Genomic DNA, 18612 nt, shown 5'->3' with positions numbered 1-18612 from the left:
TGTCTGATCATAAACCATGCTAGGCAGTGACAAAAGTACTAATCGATATAACTGATCAACTTGATTTAACTGGCATTCTGGACCAAAGCAACTGGCATAGACAAACGGCTAATACGTGGAAAACCAAAATGCATGCGTAAATCGCGAATGATTTGGGCAATCTGACGACGGTTATTGACTACGATGTTGACATAAGTCCGGTCATCCTGTGATTGAACCATTTCCACTCCGGTCTTGGCTTTACGACATTGATAGATCAAGTCAGAAATCTGCTCGTCATCCATTGCCATATCGATACACAGATAAGCAGTGAAACTGACTTCTTCCTCACTTTCTGAATTCCAGTGTAGCGGCATGATCGTTTCCGGATGCAGATGCTGTTCATGCATTAAATTATTACAACGGGCCCGATGTACAATTAAGCCACGGCGTGACAGATGGCCCTGAATCGGATCACCCAAGACCGGGTTGCAACAGTGCGCATATTTCACATCTACGCCATCTGTGCCTTGTATTAGGCGTTGTGAATTATATTCTTCATCAGCCTGTTCCTGAGCATAAAGGTGATTAGCAACCAGTTGCGGCAGCAGATCACCTACTGCGATTTGTTCAAACAGACTTTCTTTATGTTCAATATGGCGCCATTGCAAAAGATCAACCCAATCAGCATCAGACAAATCTTTTATTGAGCGATTGAACATCTTCAATGCCCGATTCAAAGCTTGCTGACCTACTAAACGCTGCTCATCAATATCCTGATCTTTTAAAATATTCTGTAAGGCACGACGTGCTTTTTGTGTGTTGATAAAGCTGAGCCAGTCTGGATTTGGAGTTGCCAATACATCTGTAATAATCTCAACCACCTGTCCACTGACCAGAGGGGTAGAAAGCGGTCGTATTTCTCCATTAATTTTGGCACCAACGGCATGGTTACCTAAAAACAAGCTGGCTGCATAGGCAAAGTCAACCACGGTAGCACCTTGAGGAAGTTCATGCAGATGACCGTGTGGGGTATAAACCCAGATTTTTTCCTGATGCAGATAATCCAGTAAATCATTAAAAGTGGTTTTAGCACATTCGCCATCAATTAGCGTATTCAGATTTTGCATAGAAGCCTGAATAGCCGAGCGGCAAGCTTGTGGTGCACTTTCACCTAATACCACACCAAAGCGCGCGGCCTTACGCATCAGTTCAGTCTGAATAGTTAAAGACAAGGTAGTCTGTTCGCCCTTAAGTTTCATCAGAAGCGATTGATTACCACCGGGCAGGGGACGACGGATATGGTCTTCAAACTGTAAAACCTGAAAATTCTGCTCTAAAGCCTCAACCAGGCGATCACAGTCAGCAATACTTTGCAAAATAATCTCGAATGCATGGCTATGGGTTAGCTCTTGCAGATTCATCTCATTTTTAACAAAATGTCGTAATAGTTCAATGTTGTTATCTTTCTTCTTAATTCGCCCTTCAAGATGATAAGCTTTTAACAGCTCTCCAAGCTTCTGTTCCCATATTGCCTGAAACTGGCAACGTTTTGGCTTGGTCTGTTTGAGTGCTTCCTGAACATTATCAAACATATCAAGGTCAAGATTCTGATAACACAAATGCTCAAGGTTATCAGCCATCTCGTTCATACCCACAATACGCGCCATAGGTACAAATATATCAAAGGTTTCTTGGGCAATACGCGCACGCTTGTCAGGGCGTAAGGCATCCAGTGTAGTCATATTATGGTAGCGGTCAGCCAGTTTAATAATAATGACACGCGGGTCTTGTAAAGTTGCCTGCAAAATTTTGCGGAAAGACGCAGCCTTATTATATTGTTTGTCACTGGAATGCGTTAGCTTGGTAACACCATCTACCAGCTCGGCAACTACAGGACCAAATTTTTCTTTAATATCTTCTTTCGAAAAATCGGTATCTTCTACCACGTCGTGCATCAAGGCAGCCATCAGTGTTTCACTGTCAAGACGCATATGCGCCAGAATACAGGTCACAGCAATCGGATGCAGTATATAGGGCTCACCACTTTTACGGGTAATGCCGGTGTGTGCAAGATCAGCAAAATCACAGGCCGCAAGTACACGCTCGACGTCGTCTGGACTTAAATACGCATCGATAATCATTTTGAGCTGTAATCTGGCTTGGCTGACCTCTTCGCCTGGCATAAATCACCCTTTACTGATAGTTTTCAGTTAAATTTAACAATCTTCTAATGAAAATCATATTGCTTCACTTGTCAATTTTTTACAGGCAAAAAATAGCAATTTTTTTCAATCAGACCTATTGTTTTTGCCGATTTTTAAAACATTCAATTCCCTTGGAATAAAAAGGCCTAGTATTGAACTAGGCCTTTTTAGAGAAGCTTGGTCTTATTGAAAAGAGAAACCTTCAAGATTCAGATTATTCGCAGACAAGGCCAAGTCAAGGCTAGAAGTCTGATAATCCTGATCACGCTGTTTCAGGATGTCTTTAGAAACGTGACCAGCTGCAATTTCACGTAAAGCAACTACAGTCGGTTTGTCATTGTCCCATTCAACAGTAGGCTCAATGCCTTGTCGTGCAAGTTGACGCGCGCGCTTGCTTGCCACTAGTACAAGCTCAAAGCGGTTGTCTACATGGTCTAAACAATCTTCAACGGTTACGCGTGCCATAAGAGTTCTCGTTTATTTCAATATAAAATCTGGGCTAGACTGCACAGTATAAAATGCTTTTAGGCTTGACTCAAGTTTATTCACTTACCGGGCTGATGAGTTTTTCGATCAGGCCTTGATGACGATTAGCTTGCTGGACCATGGTAAGGCGGTTAGCATTGATTACAGACTCAAGATCGTGCAAGGCTTTATTGAAATCATCATTAATGATTAAATAATCAAAATTGACATACTGCTGCATGTCTTCAACCGCACAGCTCAGGCGGTGTTCAATTACCTCAACACTGTCAGTACCGCGGTTAGATAAACGCTGACGCAAATCAAACTGACTTGGCGGTAGAATAAAAATCTGTCTGGAATCAGGAAAAATCTTGCGAACCTGCTCGGCACCTTGCCAGTCAATCTCAAGTAAAACATCATGTCCTTTAACCAGTTGTTCTTTTACGGTGGCCTGTGATGTTCCATAATAATTACCAAAAACTTCTGCATATTCTACAAAACCGCCCTCTTCAACTTGGGCCAGAAATTCTTCTTTACTGGTAAAATGATAGTGTACGCCATTCAGCTCGCCGGGACGCTGACCACGAGTTGTATGGGAAACAGATACATGCAAATTGCTGACACGTTCAAGAAGGGCTTTAACAAGAGATGTTTTGCCTGTTCCTGACGCAGCAGAAACGACAAACAATAGACCCGACATGATATTTTTCCTGATATGATAAAATATCTTCTCTATTTTAGAGCAGAGCGCGCCTAAACTAAATAGTTGAGCTGAAATAGTTGGCGGGTTCTGACAAAAATATTCAGCCGTTTAAGTGAACATTGAGGATCTTATGGAAATTGTATTGGCCAATCCACGCGGGTTCTGTGCAGGTGTAGACCGAGCCATTGCGATCGTCAACCGTGCACTTGAATGCTTTAACCCGCCCATTTATGTTCGTCACGAGGTGGTACATAACAAATTTGTAGTAGATGATCTGCGGCAGCGTGGTGCCATCTTTGTTGATGAACTGGATGAAGTACCAGACGATAATATTGTTATTTTTAGTGCTCATGGAGTTTCAAAGGCAGTCCAGCTGGAAGCTGAACGTCGTGGTCTGAAAGTATTTGATGCAACTTGTCCCTTAGTGACTAAAGTTCATATTGAGGTAACCAAGTATGCACGTGAAGGTATAGAAGCAATTCTGATCGGGCATCAAGGTCATCCGGAAGTTGAGGGAACTATGGGGCAGTACGATAAAAGCCAAGGTGGCGATATTTATCTGGTTGAAGATGAACAGGATGTTGAGGCCTTAATTGTGCGTAATCCTGAAAAAGTTGCTTTTGTTACCCAGACGACCTTATCTATTGATGATACGGCTAAAGTGATTGATGCATTGCGTAAGAAATTTCCTCATATTCAGGGACCACGCAAAGATGATATTTGTTATGCCACACAGAACCGCCAAGATGCAGTGCGTGATCTCTCGAAGCAATGTGATGTTGTACTAGTAGTGGGTTCCCCCAATTCTTCTAATTCTAACCGATTACGTGAATTGGCAGAACGTATGGGTAAGACAGCCTATTTGGTAGATAATGCTGATCAGCTGGAACATGGCTGGTTTAGACAAACTACCAAAATTGGTGTAACCGCTGGAGCATCTGCGCCAGAAATTTTAATCAAACAGGTAATTCAGCGCCTGCAGGATTGGGGAGCCCAAGCACCGCAGGAACTTTCAGGCTGTGAAGAAAATATTACTTTTAGCCTGCCTAAAGAATTAAGAATTCCTGTAACCCAAGCTTAAATATAAATTTTTATTAGCTTTTAAAGTTTTAAAACAGATAGTTGTTAAATAACGGTTATCTGTTTTTTTATACCCTTTATCTGTTCTGTATATGTTCTGTTAATGTAAACTGTATTATTTAAAAGGCGTCAAAATTTTGACAGGAGGCGATCATGCAACTCAAGCGCGGTTTTACGTTGGTTGAATTGATGGTCACGATTGCAGTGATGGCGATTATTGCGATGATTGCAGCTCCGAATTTTTCTGCCATGCAAGAAAATAGACAAGTGCAAAAAACGGTTAGAGATTTAGCAAGTATATTAACTATAGCTCGCTCAAACTCTGCAATTTATAGAAAGCCAGTTACTGTTTATTTGAAGAAAGATGGTCAGTCTGATAGTCAGCATATTTATTGGAATAGTAATAATGAAAAAACTGAAATTAAATTTTATACAGCAGAATGTAGAGACAAAATATTAAAAGAAAAACAAGAAAATTTAGAAACTATAAGTTTTAATATTCAAGGAAACGTTAAAGACCTTCAAGGACATATTTTAATATCAGTAAGAAATAATAAGGCTGAACAGTTTTTGCGATTGACTGGATTTGGTCGCGTAGAAGTTTTGCCTAACTCAGGTTTAGGAAGTGAATGCACATGATCATTAACCAAAAGGGCATGGGCTTAATAGAGGTTTTAGTTGCTTTAATTATTCTGGCAATAGCAATTCTTGGTTATTCTATATTACAAGTAAGGGCGCTAGAAGCCTCTGTTGAAGCAACTAAGCGTATACAGGGAACTAATCTTGCACGAGATTTAGCAGAGAAAATTCGTGCTAATCAACAAGGTTTGTCTAAGAATATTGAAGTAGATAGAGCAGATAAAACAGGAAAAGAAAAATTAAATTCTTATGAAGATGCATTTCGGACTAGCTCAGGCAGGCCTTATGAAAATTGTTTTAAAGAAAAAAAATGTGATTACCGAAATTTAGCGCTAGAAGATATTAGGCAAGTAAAAACAAAAGCTTCGGAAATCGGTATGCAGATTGCTTTTGAACCTTGCGATGGTCTAACACGTGAGCGTTATTGTATTTATGTCGCTTGGGATGAAACTAACCCAAAAAATGGCACAGATAAAAATGATTGTACAAAAGATGGAAGCTATCAATCTAATTCTAAATGTGTGGTGATGGAGACCTACTAATGAAAAAAAGTATTCAAGGTATGTCTCTTGTTGAATTATTAGTTACTCTGTTAATTGGAATAATAGTAGCTGCTGCGGCTTTGCAAGTTTTATTAATCAGTACTTTAAACTATAACATTCAAAAATCTATGTCTGAGTTACAAGATAATGGTAATTTTGGACTAAATTATATTATCCGAGATATTAAATTAGCAAATTTGGATGCCAATCAATCAGTTATTAATGATAGAAATAATTATGGCGGTATTGTTTTAACCAGTAGGAGTAGTTATACCGGTTTAACAGAAGAGGAGCTGGCGGCTCAACCCATGAATTTTCCATCTCATTTGAAAAGCAATAGCGGTTTGAATTTAGTCTCTAGAACAGGTATTCATACCTCAGCTGCAGGTACAAGTGATCAATTAGTTATTCAGTATCGCGCCTATGAGCCAGATACTTTTGATTGTGAGGGCAATAAGATTGAGCAGGAAGAAATTAATCGTGGAACATTTATTGTCCAACGGTATTTTTTACGAAAAGATGGAGAGGGTTACGCATTAGCTTGTGATGCGGGACGTTATCAAGCTTTACTCGCAACTCCTGCTCCCAGTATTACTAATTTCGGTGATAATGGGCAAATTATTATCAGACGTGTCGATCATTTTAAGTTTCTTCTTGGAATTAAAGAAAATGATAAAGATGAGTATCGTTATTTGTCAGTAGAAGACTATATGGGAGAAGGAAATAAGCTTACTAAAAATGCAGATCCAAGACCAAGAATTATGTCTATCCAACTTGCAATTTTATCTCGCAGTTATGAAGCAGTAAATAATAATGAAACTATACGTACTAAATTTAATATTTTTAATAAAGAAGTCGAAATAAAGGATGCTGATAAAAAATATCTTCGAGAAGTCATTACTCAGACTATAGCACTTCGTAATGGTTATGGGCTTATGGAGGAGCTATGATGAAATATAAATATCAGAACGGTGCTGCATTCATTGTAGTCATGTTTGTTCTATTGCTTGTAACTATTATTGGTGCTTTAGCGATCAAACAAAGTTTAACTGGTTTAAGTATTGCGACTAATAGCCAGATTCAGGTGCTTTTGCAGCAAAATAGTGATGCGGCTTTTTTTGCGATTGAACGGGATAATAAGGATAATACTATACTTCAAAGAAATTTAAGTTCCTTAGGAATGCTGGGGCTAGTAAAATCAGATCAATTTTTAAATAAAGAAGTTGTATTCTGCTATAGACCTAAGACAGCTTCAACAATGTTCTCTTTATCAAGAACAAGTATTATTTCTTGGGAAGAGAAAGAAGTAGATGGTAAAAAAGAAATCAGTATTAAAAATAGAGAACTAGGATCTGAGGGATTTTGTAAGTACAGTTCTAACTTTTTTACCTCTAAACGAGATGCAGTGATTACTCAAATTGCAGTTAAAAAAGCTAGTCTTAATACTGATGTCCCATTTAAATTCTTTCCTATAGGGGTAGACACAACAACCGTTCAATTAGATCAAGTTCAACCTGTACGAATTATAGTAACTTCAGTATTGCCAGGTGCTGCAACCCAAGATTGGGATGTAGATAAAGTAAATGCGTGTTTTGAAAATAATATGAATGAAAAAATTCCAGGATATTCAGATAAAAATACTGTGACAAAGTGTTTTAGTGATTTGGGTATACCGTATAGCCAGCAGGTGATGGACTATGCAGTCGTTAGTTATGCGAAGCAGGGGGGGTGACTATGAAAATTAAATTTAAAAAATCGATAGTAACAGCATGGGCCGCAGGATTGACTAGTTTGGTCTGTGGTGCGGTGAGTGCAAGTGATATTGAACTATATAAACCTGCCCAAACTTCTAAAACTACTTTAATGTTTATGCTCGACGTGTCTGGTAGTATGGCTTACTGTGATAATCGCGCATCAACAGATTATAAATGTCAATCAGGGGATGTGTCTCGATTAGACTATTTAAAAACTGGAATGAAAGATTTGCTGAATGGAAATCCTGCAAAAAATATTCAAAAATTAGATGATAATTTATATGTGGGACTAGGTGTATTTAGTGGTACAGCTTCAAATAATGATGGGACGGGACGTATTCAAATAGGGGCAAAAAGGTTAGGGGATATTTATACCTATACTTCAGAGCTAGATAAGGAGGTATTTAAAACTGTCGATAAAAGATCTCGAATTTGTTACGTGTTTGGTTGCTTAGACTGGAATCGATGGTCACAGGATTCAAAACAAGAGTGTGATAATTGGGATGATAAAGGTATATGTAAGAGTTGGAAAAATTATTCAAAAACTATAGAAGGTACTTCATATAGTATTTCCGAAGAGCAAACAGAGTGTTCATTTAGTATCATAAACTGTTTACAAGAAAAAAGAACAACAGTTTACTTTTTAAAATCTTCTGCGTCAGGTAGCGTAAAGGAAACTCATCGCAGTAGATTATTAAAAATAATAGATAATATAAATGCACATGGTGGAACACCCACTGCTTTTGCCTATGCAGAAGCTGGTGCTTATATGCTAGGTGAAACCACAGCCGGGGTAGATAATAGCGGTTACAATGCAGCTGTTTCAGATGTCAAAAATAGCGGAAAGTATAAAGCACCTGAAACGATGCCAACTGCCAGTATTGATACTTCACAATGTTCGGGCTATGGTATTTATTTCCTAACTGATGGTGTACCTGAGTATGGAAAAAATGCCTCTTCCCTGAATATAATGAAAAAAAGTTTAGGAACTAATGGCTCATCTTTTAGTTGCTCCACTGCCTCTTTAGGTGGAAGGGGTTCTTATTATAATTCTGAAAATAATACCAATAACTGGACTTGTATTGGAGAATATACAAAAGCCTTGCTTGATCCTGAGAAAAACCCTCTAAAAGTTTCTATTAAAACAGCAGTGGTCGGGTTTGGTAGTACCATGGATCAAGCCACCCCAACAGGGAATACTAAGAATGATATTCTGGATGCTCAAGCATGGGGTGCTTTAGGCAAAGGCGGATTTTATAGAGGCAGTGATTCAGCATCAGTTGTTAATAGTGTTAACCAGTTTCTACAAGTATTAGCTACAAATATTCCTTCAGTCACTACAGGTACAGCTACAATTCCAGTAGATAACCTTGATACACAAATGATCCAGCCTTGGGTATATTTTCCTCAGTTTGATCCGCAGCCAGCCAGTACAGCAGTCAGCTGGATGGGGAATGTAAAAAAATTCTCCTCAGAAACAGGGGTTCTTAAAGATCGAGATAATAAGGCTGTCATGAGTAAAGAAGGCATTCTAGCAGATGATGTCTACGATTTTTGGGCTGACCCTGCAATCATCAAAGAAATTACGAAAGGGAGTGGAGCAAATGCAGAGACGATTCGAGTTAAGTTGGGTGGTACTTTAAGTAAAGTTAAATTAGGCAGAACGATTTCTCCTTTTGTGGAAAGAAAAATCTATACAGATCGCGCTAAGATTACAATTTCAGGTGCTGAATCAAGTGCAACTACAGTTAAAAAAGGAGATTTAAACCTTTTAGTGGCTAAGGATTTATATGAATCAAATGCTACGAATAATTTTGTGCAGGACAAAAAACGTGGATATTTGGCTGCGTTATTTGGTTTTGATATCAGTAAAACTATGGCATCAGCCTTAACGATAAGTACGAGTGATACGCCTCATACCAATTTTAAAAACTTTATAACAAATCAGAATAATGCAAAATTACGACAAATGGGTGCAGTAATGCATTCTAAGCCACTTTTAATTACCCAAAGTGGTACTACTTCATATACTGCTGCTACAGATACTTTAACTTATACCAATCGTGATGATTTGATCGTATTTGGATCAACTGCAGGATTGTTGCATGTAGTTAAGGCTGGAAATAATGAAAATGGATATAGCGGCGGAGCTGGGGAAGAGATTTTTGTCTTTGCACCAAGTGAATTGATTGACAAACAACCTCAAGCTTTTTTGAATAATAAAGAACAAGCAGGGGAGCTTCACTATGGTATAGATGGTCCTTGGACTGCTTATACGGAATATGTGACTACAGGTACAGGTATTAACCCTAAAGTTACTGTACAAGGTGGTAAACAATGGATTTATGGCGGTCTTCGTATGGGTGGGAGAAGCTACTATGCTCTGGATTTGTCTGATGTAACTTCTTCAGGTGGGACACCAAAAATTAAGTTTAAGATTGACCCATCAGCATTAGATGCACCAGTAGCATTAACTCACATGGGTGAAAGTTGGTCAAAGCCATTAATAACTTGGGTAAATTGGCAAGGTAAAAGAAAGTTAGTCATGGTAGTTGGCGGGGGATATGATCGTTCCTATGAGAGTCCTGATTATGCTTCGGAACCTTCCAAGGGAGCGGGTGTCTATATATTTGATGCAGATAACGGAAAACTTTTATGGTGGGCCAGTAAACACGCTAACAATACTGCCACAGAGAGTAAAGTTGATGATTTAAAATATAGTGTGGTAAGTCAAATAAAAGCAGTTGATCGCAATAATGATGGCTTGACAGACCATTTCTATTTTGGTGATTTAGGTGGTCAGCTTTGGCGTATTGATTGGGGTAACTTATCTACAACTGGTGTTTCCGGCGAGACAGCTCGTGTAACTCGTCTCTTGAATTTAAATGATGGTAAAAACTCACCGCGCTTCTACACTACCCCTACTTTTACTATTCATAATACTGTAAATGATAAGTTAGCTGTGATTACTATTGGATCTGGGGATTTCAGTTCTCCTATGTCAGCAGGAGTAAATCCAAATGATGCTGTTTATGTCATTTTTGATAAAGATGTAACAAAGAGAAATTTACCAGTTTTGAAACCTGATCAGCTAAAAACACGAAATTTAGTCCTAACAGATTTAGTGAAAAACAATAAAACTGACAGTGTAGGAATAGATAAAAATGGCTGGTACTATCCATTACCTTCTAAGTCTCGAATTTTAAATGACCATATAGCGATTGATAATGATTTATATGTAAGTATTTTTAATGCAAATGAAGATATTGATAATAAATCTTGTACAGGAGGCATTCGAGGAAAGAGTACTGCTCAATTATTCTGTTTGCCCTATGGAGGCAAACAATGTTTCACAGGCAAGTCACCAGATGGAAAAGATATAGAATATGACTCTGAATTTGATTTAGGGCGTGGAAATGTAGGGATAAATCTTGGTGGCCTCAAGCGTAATCGGTCTATAATATTGAATACTGTAAATAACTTAAAATTAAAGGGCTATCAAGGAAAAACCCAGTTTATTTCTCAACGATGGTATGAGAGATAAGGACTAGTTATGAAAAAAATGGAAGGGTTTACTTTAATAGAATTAATGATTGTCATAATTATTATAGCTATTCTTACCGCAATCACTTTGCCAAGTTATCAAGCTTATGTACGTAAAAGTCAGGAAGCAAAAGTAGAGTCACAAATTCTATTTCTTGCTGAACAGCTTGAACGACATAAAGCAAGAAATTTTAACTATAAAAACTTTACTGGAACAGCTAACTTACCCTCAGAATTTAAACTAAAAATAGTGGATCTGGATAATACAGCTAAATCATTAAGTGAAACTGATATTTTGGGCAGAGGGTGGATGATTCAAGTTCTTGCCCCTGATAATAAAACGTATAACTATTTAATGTCGAGTGATGGACTTAAATGTAAATCGTTACAATCATCTAAGATTAATTTTAAATGTGCTGATGGGAGTGAATCATGGTGAATAAGTCTCATGGATTTACATTAATAGAATTAATGATAGCGGTTGCTATAATTGGGATATTAGCAGCAATTGCTATTCCTTCTTATCTGCAATACATTATCAAAGCAAATCGAGTTGATGCCCAAACCACTTTAGTTGACATTGCTTCTAAGATTCAGCGCTATAAAGTTTCTCAAGGAAGTTTATCAAACGGAAGTTCTGTGATTAAACTGACAGATTTAGGATATCCAGCATTGTTGGAAATTCCACAAAATAGTAAACCCTTATACAAGGTTGAATTATCATCTGTGACAGTAGAGGGAGCGTGGGAGTTAATAGCTGAACCAAAAACTTCGACAAAACAGGAAGGTGATGGATGGCTTTGTTTAAATCATAAAGGTGAACAATTCTGGTCTAAAGGAGTTGATGCGTGTAATTTCTCGTCAAATTCATCATGGAACTAATACCAGATACAGTAAACCCAAATTTGTAGCCAAACACTTTTTGATCTTTCATTCAGGGCAAACTTCGCGTAAAATACTGCCCTCTATGAAAGGGGTTTGAAGTGTTCCGGTGGTCGGTACATGGATAATCCGTAAAAACTATAAGGTTCTATCATGGTTGTTATTCGTCTTGCACGCGGTGGTGCTAAAAAACGTCCGTTCTATCAAATCATTGTGACTGATAGCCGTAATGCACGTGACGGTCGTTTCATCGAACGTATCGGTTTCTTCAACCCTACAGCTCAAGGTAAAGCAGAAAAACTTCGTTTAGATGCTGACCGTTTTGCTCACTGGGTAGCACAAGGTGCTCAACCTTCTGAACGTGTTGCTTCTTTAGCTGCTCAAGCTAAAAAAGCTGTAGCTGCTGTTTAACACGGTAGTAGCTAGCCCATGACACCAACACAGAATGTTCCCGAAGATCGTATTCAGATTGGACAGCTACGTTCAGCATATGGATTAAATGGGTGGCTCTGGGTCTATTCCAATACAGAACCTATGAGCAACATATTTGACTACCTGCCTTGGTACATTGAGACCAAAGCAGGTTGGCAAGTAGCAGATGTAAAACGTTGGAAACCACATGGCAAAGGCTTGGTTGTTTCGCTAAAAGGTGTGAGTGATCGTACCGCAGCAGACAATCTGGTTGGCGCAAATGTCTGGATTTCAAAATCGCAACTGCCTCAAGCAGGTGTGGACGAGTATTACTGGTCAGATTTGAAAGGCTTAATCGTATTAGGTCTGGATGATGAAGAACAGGAAGTGAATCTCGGTCAAATCCACGAAATGTTTGAAACAGGTGCCAATGATGTGATGGTGGTTCGCGCAACCCCTGACAGCATTGATGGCGAAGAGCGAATGATTCCATGGCATAAAGATGTGGTACAACGCGTTGATCTCGAAGCAGGTCGTATCTATGTCAATTGGGGCGTAGATTACTAACATTTTTGGAAACACGGGAGTCTGCGATGTTTTTTGCAGTCATTACGCTTTTTCCTGAAATGTTTGAAGCGATTACACGTTTCGGTATTAGCGGGCGCGCAGCACAACGTGATTTGATGCAAATTCATTGTATCAATCCACGCGAATTTGCTGAAGGGAATTACAAACGGGTGGATGAACGTCCATTTGGTGGTGGTCCCGGTATGGTGATGATGGCTGAGCCATTAGCGAAAGCAATTCATCGTGCCAAAGAGCTTGCAACGCAAGCGGGTGCAGTTCATGTTCCTGTGGTATATATGTCACCGCAAGGAAAAACCTTAAATGAACCTGCGGTACAGGACTTCGTTCAATATGACGGACTGATTGTACTGTGTGGCCGTTATGAAGGGGTTGATGAACGTCTGATCCAGAAATATGTTGATCAGGAATGGTCAATTGGTGATTACGTGTTATCGGGTGGTGAACTGCCGGCGATGGTTTTATTAGACAGTATTATCCGGAGGCTTCCGGGTGCGATGTCTGATGAGCAATCTCATGTGCAAGACTCTTTTGTGGATGGTCTGTTAGACTGCCCGCAATATACCAAGCCAGACCATTTTGAGGGAATGGATGTTCCAGAGATTTTAAAATCGGGACATCATGCCAATATTGAAAAATGGCGGTTTTTGCAGCGCTATCAACGTACTTTAGAACGCCGGCCCGAGCTGGTAGAAAAAGTTGAATTGACCAAGCAGCAAAAGAAATGGCTACAAGATTCGCAAAGACAGGCCAAATAACAGGTATTGTCCAAGCATATATACTACAGGCAGTTTGCCTGAAGTATTTCAATAGGCTCTTTATGCATTGAAGCGGTCAAGCATAAAGGGAAAGTCAATCGGGTTTATGCGTTTTAGCCTCTATACCCAGCGATGATCAGACCTCTTCTGACTCGCGCATATTGGAGATACCCCATGAGCGGTAAGCATCCTTTAGTACAAGCTGTAGAAAATGCTCAGCTTAAACAAGACATCCCGGCTTTTGCACCAGGTGACACAGTAGTTGTCCAGGTAAAAGTAAAAGAGGGCGACCGTGAACGTCTACAGGCATTCGAAGGCGTAGTAATTGCTAAGAAAAACCGTGGTCTGAACTCTGCGTTCACAGTACGTAAAATTTCTAGCGGTGTTGGTGTTGAGCGTGTATTCCAAACTCACTCTCCAATCGTTGCTCGTATTGATGTGAAACGTCGCGGTGCTGTACGTCGTGCTAAACTTTACTACCTGCGCGATCTGTCTGGTAAAGCTGCACGTATCCGTGAAAAACTTCCAGCTCGTAAAACTGAAGCTTAATCAGTTTTGTACAGCTAAAAAATGCGCCTTCTGGCGCATTTTTTATAATTAATAATATATTATAATCCCTGAAGTTTTAGGCGATTGGCATGCTGCCGGTAAACATCTACCGGGTCAGGTGCAAACACATCTCTTAAACCTAAAACCTGATTCACTTCATCTAAATGATTCCAGTGATAGTTATCACGGATTGTTTTACCAAAGCGGGCGCTACAGCGTGAAACCAGCCCATCATTATCTTTACCCTGGTCAATCAGTAAACTGGTGGCCTTTAATGCCGAGTCTGGATCAAGAGCATTAGTAATAGCTCCTACGCCAGTAAATGAATAAAAATAGATTCCTTGTTGCTGATACGGACCTTCATCACAGCTCGTAGTAGGCATACCAAGTCGAAATTTGCTGTTAAATTGGGCTGAGCCTTTCAGGCTTAAGCTGTTGCCACCTGCCAAGGTATCATGTGGATAACTATTTGGATCAAGTCCTTGAGCCCAAGTAATCATTTTTGAAACCAAATTGACTACGCCCACCAGGGGTGCCTCTACGACAGTACCTTCAGCCTTTAAAATCAGGTCAGCTACTGGTGAACCTTTATTAGGTGCCCCGACTGCTGTCAATGAAGCCACACGTTCAGGTAAAACTCCGGCAACATAACGGATGGTAGGACCACCATGAGAGTGTCCGACCAAATTCACCTTTTGTGCGCCTGTCAGGGCCAGAATTTCTTCGACCTGCTGCGCAAGCTGCTCTCCCCGTACTTCAGTAGAGTTTAAAGGTGATACCCGGGTTGCCCACGTATTTGCTCCATTACGTGCCAGATCTGGCAAAATCTGATAAAAATAGTCGAGACCGAACTGGTCTGTACCAATACTGATAAAACCTGCCATACCATGATTGAATACGATTGGATATTTAGTTTTAGCATAATTTGAAACGATCAGTTTGGTCGTAGCCTGTTCAGCACTGGTTGCCGCTTTTGCTGTTAAAGCTACTGAGGCAAAAAATATAGCAAGAATGAATTGTCCGTATTTCATAATAATCCTCAATTTTTTTATTTTGATACTGATTTGATTCTTAATTGGCAAGGTCTGTATGATTCAGGTTGTAGTTATCCCGAACCACAAGGCCAATATGGGTGCTACAGCGTGCAACCATTCCGTCATTGTCTTTGTTGCCATAGGACAGTGGCCCTAATTGCATCAGGATGCTGTCAATATCCAGTAAATTAGTTGTTTGTGCTGTACCGGTCCAGGAATAGTAATGAATTCCTCGATCTACTTTAGTACCTTGCCGGTTACAGTCAGAGGCCAAGGCAGAGGTTGGGAAGCGCCGGTTGAAATCGGCCGATCCTGTTTCAGTAAGGGATTTCATTGAGCCATCAAAATCAATGGGCAAGTCAAACTGCAACTGTGCCAATGAAATCAGAGGCGCGATTAGATAGTCACCGACAATATTAAATACGGTCCGGGTTGCTGTATTATTCTGGATATCATCTGCTACCTTTGAACCACGAAATGTTCCACCTACGCCAGTAACCGAGGCAACATATTGTGGTTTGATGGCGGCTACATAACGTGCCGTAGGTCCGCCATGCGAGTGACCAATCAGATTGACTTTATGCTGGCCAGTAATGGCCAATACATCTTCGACCTGACTCAGCAGCTGTTCGCCACGTATTTCAGTAGTGTTGGCCGGCGAGAGTTGAGCGGCAAATACAGTTGAGCCATTACGCGCCATATCTGGCAGAATCTGATACCAGTAATCAATATTAAAGCTTGAGTTGCCAATTCTAGACCAGCCTAACCAGCCATGAGTCATCACAATTGGATATCTGGTCTTGGCATAATCTGATAATGCTTTTTCCTGAACCTGTAATATCGCAGGTTTGGTATGCGCTATTGTGGTCAGGGACGTGATGCTGGCTAATAGCATAGCAGCACTGAGTATTTTTATTTTTTTACTCGTATAATCCATAATCTATCCTTAATTTTGTTTCTTTTTTTATTTATGACTTAGCAACACCTGTTTTAGTTTTTCCTCCCTGATGTGATGAAATAATAAAGTCCAATTTAGATATAGCTATGTACCTCCCTGATGAACTGGTTTTTTTATTTTTCAGTTATCTCATGCAAATAAGCAGAATATTTAAAGTGCCGAGTAATTACTGATCTTCTTTAAATGGCTGTTAAATCAATATACATTTTCTGGAATTTTAGGATAAGGGTTTTGGTTAATTTTTGTACTCTGATATTTATGCCTGAACATTGTATTTGGTGTATTGCACATAAAAATTTTCCTGTTTATAAAGTGCTGGACTAAATTGCTCAAGTCACTGTTTACCTTGTTCATCAAGCAGAACTGTTGTTGAGCTATACTGATAGATGAGTAATCCATACATTAGATTAGTTGGCAAAAGGCAGCTTGCCACCCTGGTCATGTACAGTTTCAAAGGTTTCAACCCGTAACTGCTCTTGTGCATTATTAAAATATTGCTGGCGTAGCTGCTGTATTGCCTGGTCTTTCGCTGCCTCGCTCATCCCGCCTGTCTTAATATGATCGCGTGCGCTCAGATACTGGTTCACCCGGCTTTTCCAGTCGTCACGTTCAGTGTCCAGTCTTTCCAGACGTTGGGTTGCCTCTGGTCCCACCAGATTTAGCCGCATCTGGCGTATCTCATCATTTGAACCACCGCGTGCCTGAATATCTGCGGTAAGTTTTCTTAAATCTTCGAGTTTATTAAGCTGCTCAAGATTATCCTGCCAGTCTTGTGGAAGCTGTTTGAACAGTTCTTTAAGTTTCTGTGCTTTCTCACTTTCAGACAGATTTTTATCATCCAGAATGTCCATGCGGTCCAGTGTATATTGATGATAAATATTTTCGGTTCCAAACAGACCTTCTATTTCATAAGCCGAGAAAAACTGCTGACGCAGATTTTTCATCTTGTTAAAAATAGCGCGATAGTATTGTGTGCTGTCTCTGTCGGTACTTGAAGCCTGCAAGTCACCTAGAGCAATACGGTAGTCAATATAACGGTTCCACAGGCCCAGAATCTGTGACTGTGCGGGGTCTTTATGAACTGTCTGAATATAGGACTTAAAATCGAGCTTGATCTGCTCAATATTTTTCTCACCATATTGTGTAATAAAATATTCAAAACAGTTACGGGTCTGTTCATTAATGATGAGGCGATTAGAAGAATCTAGCCGGAGCTGGCAGTTTATTTCAGTATCCTTCTGGCTTGGACTCAGGTAGGGAATACCTGCTTTAACCTGCGCTTGAGTTAGTACGGTTTGTTGGGGTAACAGCCCAGAAGCCGCTGCTGGTCCAACCGGCTGTTTTATGGTTTTATCCTGAGGCATAAGCCAGAAAATCAGGCCTGCTACACAAATGATAACAATAGATAAAACCATCCATATTTTATATTTCTGCATTCCTATGCACCTGTAATGCCGTTCTATTTATTTTAATTTTTAGAATCGGGTTCAATATGCCATAAAATTTTCTGGAACCTATAGAAAAGTTGTAAAAGGTGGGAACAGATTGATAACATGACGGCACTTACTCTAATCTGATTTTTCTCATGAAACGATCCTCATCCAAGATTCAGCGCCGCCCGGTTAACGGGGTTTTTTTATTGAATAAACCGCTGGGGATCAGTTCAAATGCAGCATTGCAAAAGGTACGTTGGCTGTATCGTGCTGAAAAAGCCGGGCACACTGGGGCACTCGACCCTTTGGCTTCAGGCCTGTTACCCATTTGTCTGGGTGAAGCCACCAAGTTTTCGCATTACCTGCTTGATTCAACCAAACGTTATCAGACCACTATACAGCTTGGGCACAGTACGACTACTGGTGATGTCGAAGGTGAAATACTTTTACAGGCCGAGATACCCGAACTGGACGAAGAGAGAATCCGGCAGGTACTGGCCCAGTTTAAGGGTAATATCGAACAGGTGCCGCCGATGTATTCGGCTTTAAAAAAAGAGGGTCGTCCCTTATATGAGCTGGCACGTAAAGGTATTGAAATTGAACGTGAAGCACGGCCAGTGAGCATTTATGCGATTGAATTACTGTCATTTACGGCGCAGAGTATTACGCTGGATATAACCTGCTCTAAAGGAACTTATATTCGTGTCCTGGGGGAAGATGTTGCTCAGGCGCTCGGGAGTTATGGCCATCTGACTTATCTGCACCGTATAAAAACAGGGCCTTTCGACCTGATTCCCAGCTATACCATCGAATACTTGGAAAGTCTGAATGAAGCTGAACGTGAAGCACTATTATTACCAGTTTATGCACCGGTTGACCATTTTCCTAAAATACAGGTACCAGAAGGACGAAGCGAATACTTTAGCCGGGGTATGGAAAGTAATATCGAGCATATAGCAGAGACCCAAGTGCTGGTATTTGACGGTGAAAAATGTCTGGGTCTGGCAGAAATTACTGATAAGAAACGGCTAGTACCAAAAAGGGTGCTGAATCTCTGATTCACTGCAATATTAAACATCAAGGATAGATC

General features: G+C 40.0%; 18 protein-coding genes and 1 pseudogene. 13 read left to right on the top strand and 6 right to left on the bottom strand.

Annotation, left to right across the window (positions count from 1 at the left end):
- Nucleotides 1-65: 65 nt before the first annotated feature.
- From ACRAD_RS12970 to gmk, 3 genes are all read right to left on the bottom strand, one after another.
- Nucleotides 66-2165 (bottom strand): RelA/SpoT family protein, encoded by a 2100-nt coding sequence (locus tag ACRAD_RS12970; RefSeq protein ID WP_005024275.1) that lies wholly within the window; start codon nucleotides 2163-2165, stop codon nucleotides 66-68.
- 204 nt (nucleotides 2166-2369) lie between these two features.
- Entirely contained in the window at nucleotides 2370-2651 is a 282-nt protein-coding gene (rpoZ, locus tag ACRAD_RS12965; RefSeq protein ID WP_005024277.1) for a DNA-directed RNA polymerase subunit omega, read from the bottom strand.
- A gap of 76 nt (nucleotides 2652-2727) precedes the next feature.
- Nucleotides 2728-3351: a guanylate kinase gene (gene gmk / locus ACRAD_RS12960; RefSeq protein WP_005024279.1), complete on the bottom strand. Its 624-nt coding sequence runs from the start codon at nucleotides 3349-3351 to the stop codon at nucleotides 2728-2730.
- Between the two features lie 133 nt (nucleotides 3352-3484).
- Here gmk and ispH point away from each other — a divergent pair, with 133 nt between their 5' ends.
- The 12 genes from ispH to rplS all read left to right on the top strand — a co-directional run bounded on the left by ispH (nucleotide 3485) and on the right by rplS (nucleotide 14097).
- Nucleotides 3485-4435 (top strand): 4-hydroxy-3-methylbut-2-enyl diphosphate reductase, encoded by a 951-nt coding sequence (gene ispH, locus ACRAD_RS12955; RefSeq protein WP_005018168.1) that lies wholly within the window; start codon nucleotides 3485-3487, stop codon nucleotides 4433-4435.
- Nucleotides 4436-4587: 152 nt separating this feature from the next.
- Nucleotides 4588-5073: a prepilin-type N-terminal cleavage/methylation domain-containing protein gene (locus ACRAD_RS12950; protein ID WP_005024282.1), complete on the top strand. Its 486-nt coding sequence runs from the start codon at nucleotides 4588-4590 to the stop codon at nucleotides 5071-5073.
- The gene (pilV, locus tag ACRAD_RS12945; RefSeq protein ID WP_005407206.1) at nucleotides 5070-5615 is read left to right on the top strand and encodes a type IV pilus modification protein PilV; all 546 of its coding nucleotides are present in this window, start codon (nucleotides 5070-5072) and stop codon (nucleotides 5613-5615) included. The genes ACRAD_RS12950 and pilV overlap by 4 nt, the downstream gene beginning before the upstream one ends.
- Entirely contained in the window at nucleotides 5615-6565 is a 951-nt protein-coding gene (locus tag ACRAD_RS12940) for a PilW family protein (RefSeq protein ID WP_005024287.1), read from the top strand. Before pilV ends, ACRAD_RS12940 begins: the two co-directional genes overlap by 1 nt.
- Nucleotides 6565-7347: a pilus assembly PilX family protein gene (locus ACRAD_RS12935; protein ID WP_005024290.1), complete on the top strand. Its 783-nt coding sequence runs from the start codon at nucleotides 6565-6567 to the stop codon at nucleotides 7345-7347. Before ACRAD_RS12940 ends, ACRAD_RS12935 begins: the two co-directional genes overlap by 1 nt.
- 2 nt (nucleotides 7348-7349) lie before the next feature.
- Nucleotides 7350-10913 carry a PilC/PilY family type IV pilus protein gene (locus tag ACRAD_RS12930; RefSeq protein ID WP_005024292.1) on the top strand — a complete coding sequence of 1188 codons (3564 nt, stop codon included), beginning with the start codon at nucleotides 7350-7352 and terminating at the stop codon, nucleotides 10911-10913.
- A 9-nt stretch (nucleotides 10914-10922) separates the two neighbouring features.
- Complete coding sequence (locus tag ACRAD_RS12925; protein ID WP_005024295.1) at nucleotides 10923-11351, top strand: type IV pilin protein; 429 nt, start codon at nucleotides 10923-10925, stop codon at nucleotides 11349-11351.
- Nucleotides 11345-11794 carry a type IV pilin protein gene (locus ACRAD_RS12920; RefSeq protein ID WP_005024297.1) on the top strand — a complete coding sequence of 150 codons (450 nt, stop codon included), beginning with the start codon at nucleotides 11345-11347 and terminating at the stop codon, nucleotides 11792-11794. The genes ACRAD_RS12925 and ACRAD_RS12920 overlap by 7 nt, the downstream gene beginning before the upstream one ends.
- Before the next feature lie 153 nt (nucleotides 11795-11947).
- Nucleotides 11948-12205 (top strand): 30S ribosomal protein S16, encoded by a 258-nt coding sequence (rpsP, locus tag ACRAD_RS12915; protein ID WP_005024300.1) that lies wholly within the window; start codon nucleotides 11948-11950, stop codon nucleotides 12203-12205.
- A gap of 18 nt (nucleotides 12206-12223) precedes the next feature.
- Entirely contained in the window at nucleotides 12224-12772 is a 549-nt protein-coding gene (gene rimM, locus ACRAD_RS12910) for a ribosome maturation factor RimM (protein WP_005024302.1), read from the top strand.
- 26 nt (nucleotides 12773-12798) lie between these two features.
- Entirely contained in the window at nucleotides 12799-13548 is a 750-nt protein-coding gene (gene trmD / locus ACRAD_RS12905) for a tRNA (guanosine(37)-N1)-methyltransferase TrmD (RefSeq protein ID WP_005024304.1), read from the top strand.
- Between the two features lie 174 nt (nucleotides 13549-13722).
- A complete protein-coding gene (gene rplS, locus ACRAD_RS12900) occupies nucleotides 13723-14097 on the top strand; it encodes a 50S ribosomal protein L19 (RefSeq protein WP_005024307.1) in 375 nt (124 codons plus the stop codon).
- A 59-nt stretch (nucleotides 14098-14156) separates the two neighbouring features.
- Here rplS and ACRAD_RS12895 read toward each other — a convergent pair whose 3' ends face one another.
- The 3 genes and pseudogenes from ACRAD_RS12895 to ACRAD_RS12885 form a co-directional block, all read right to left on the bottom strand.
- A complete protein-coding gene (locus tag ACRAD_RS12895; RefSeq protein WP_005024309.1) occupies nucleotides 14157-15128 on the bottom strand; it encodes an esterase/lipase family protein in 972 nt (323 codons plus the stop codon).
- A gap of 43 nt (nucleotides 15129-15171) precedes the next feature.
- Nucleotides 15172-16026 (bottom strand): annotated as a pseudogene (locus ACRAD_RS12890) (esterase/lipase family protein); the annotation flags it as partial.
- Between the two features lie 470 nt (nucleotides 16027-16496).
- Nucleotides 16497-17525, bottom strand: coding sequence for a lipase secretion chaperone (locus ACRAD_RS12885; protein ID WP_005024314.1), 1029 nt, complete (start codon nucleotides 17523-17525; stop codon nucleotides 16497-16499).
- 149 nt (nucleotides 17526-17674) lie between these two features.
- Here ACRAD_RS12885 and truB point away from each other — a divergent pair, with 149 nt between their 5' ends.
- Entirely contained in the window at nucleotides 17675-18580 is a 906-nt protein-coding gene (gene truB, locus ACRAD_RS12880; RefSeq protein WP_005024316.1) for a tRNA pseudouridine(55) synthase TruB, read from the top strand.
- Nucleotides 18581-18612 lie beyond the last annotated feature (32 nt).

The sequence above is a fragment of the Acinetobacter radioresistens DSM 6976 = NBRC 102413 = CIP 103788 genome, from assembly GCF_006757745.1.
Lineage (GTDB): Bacteria > Pseudomonadota > Gammaproteobacteria > Pseudomonadales > Moraxellaceae > Acinetobacter > Acinetobacter radioresistens.
Note: the sequence above shows the minus strand (reverse complement) of the source record. Positions and strands in the feature narration are given on the sequence as shown.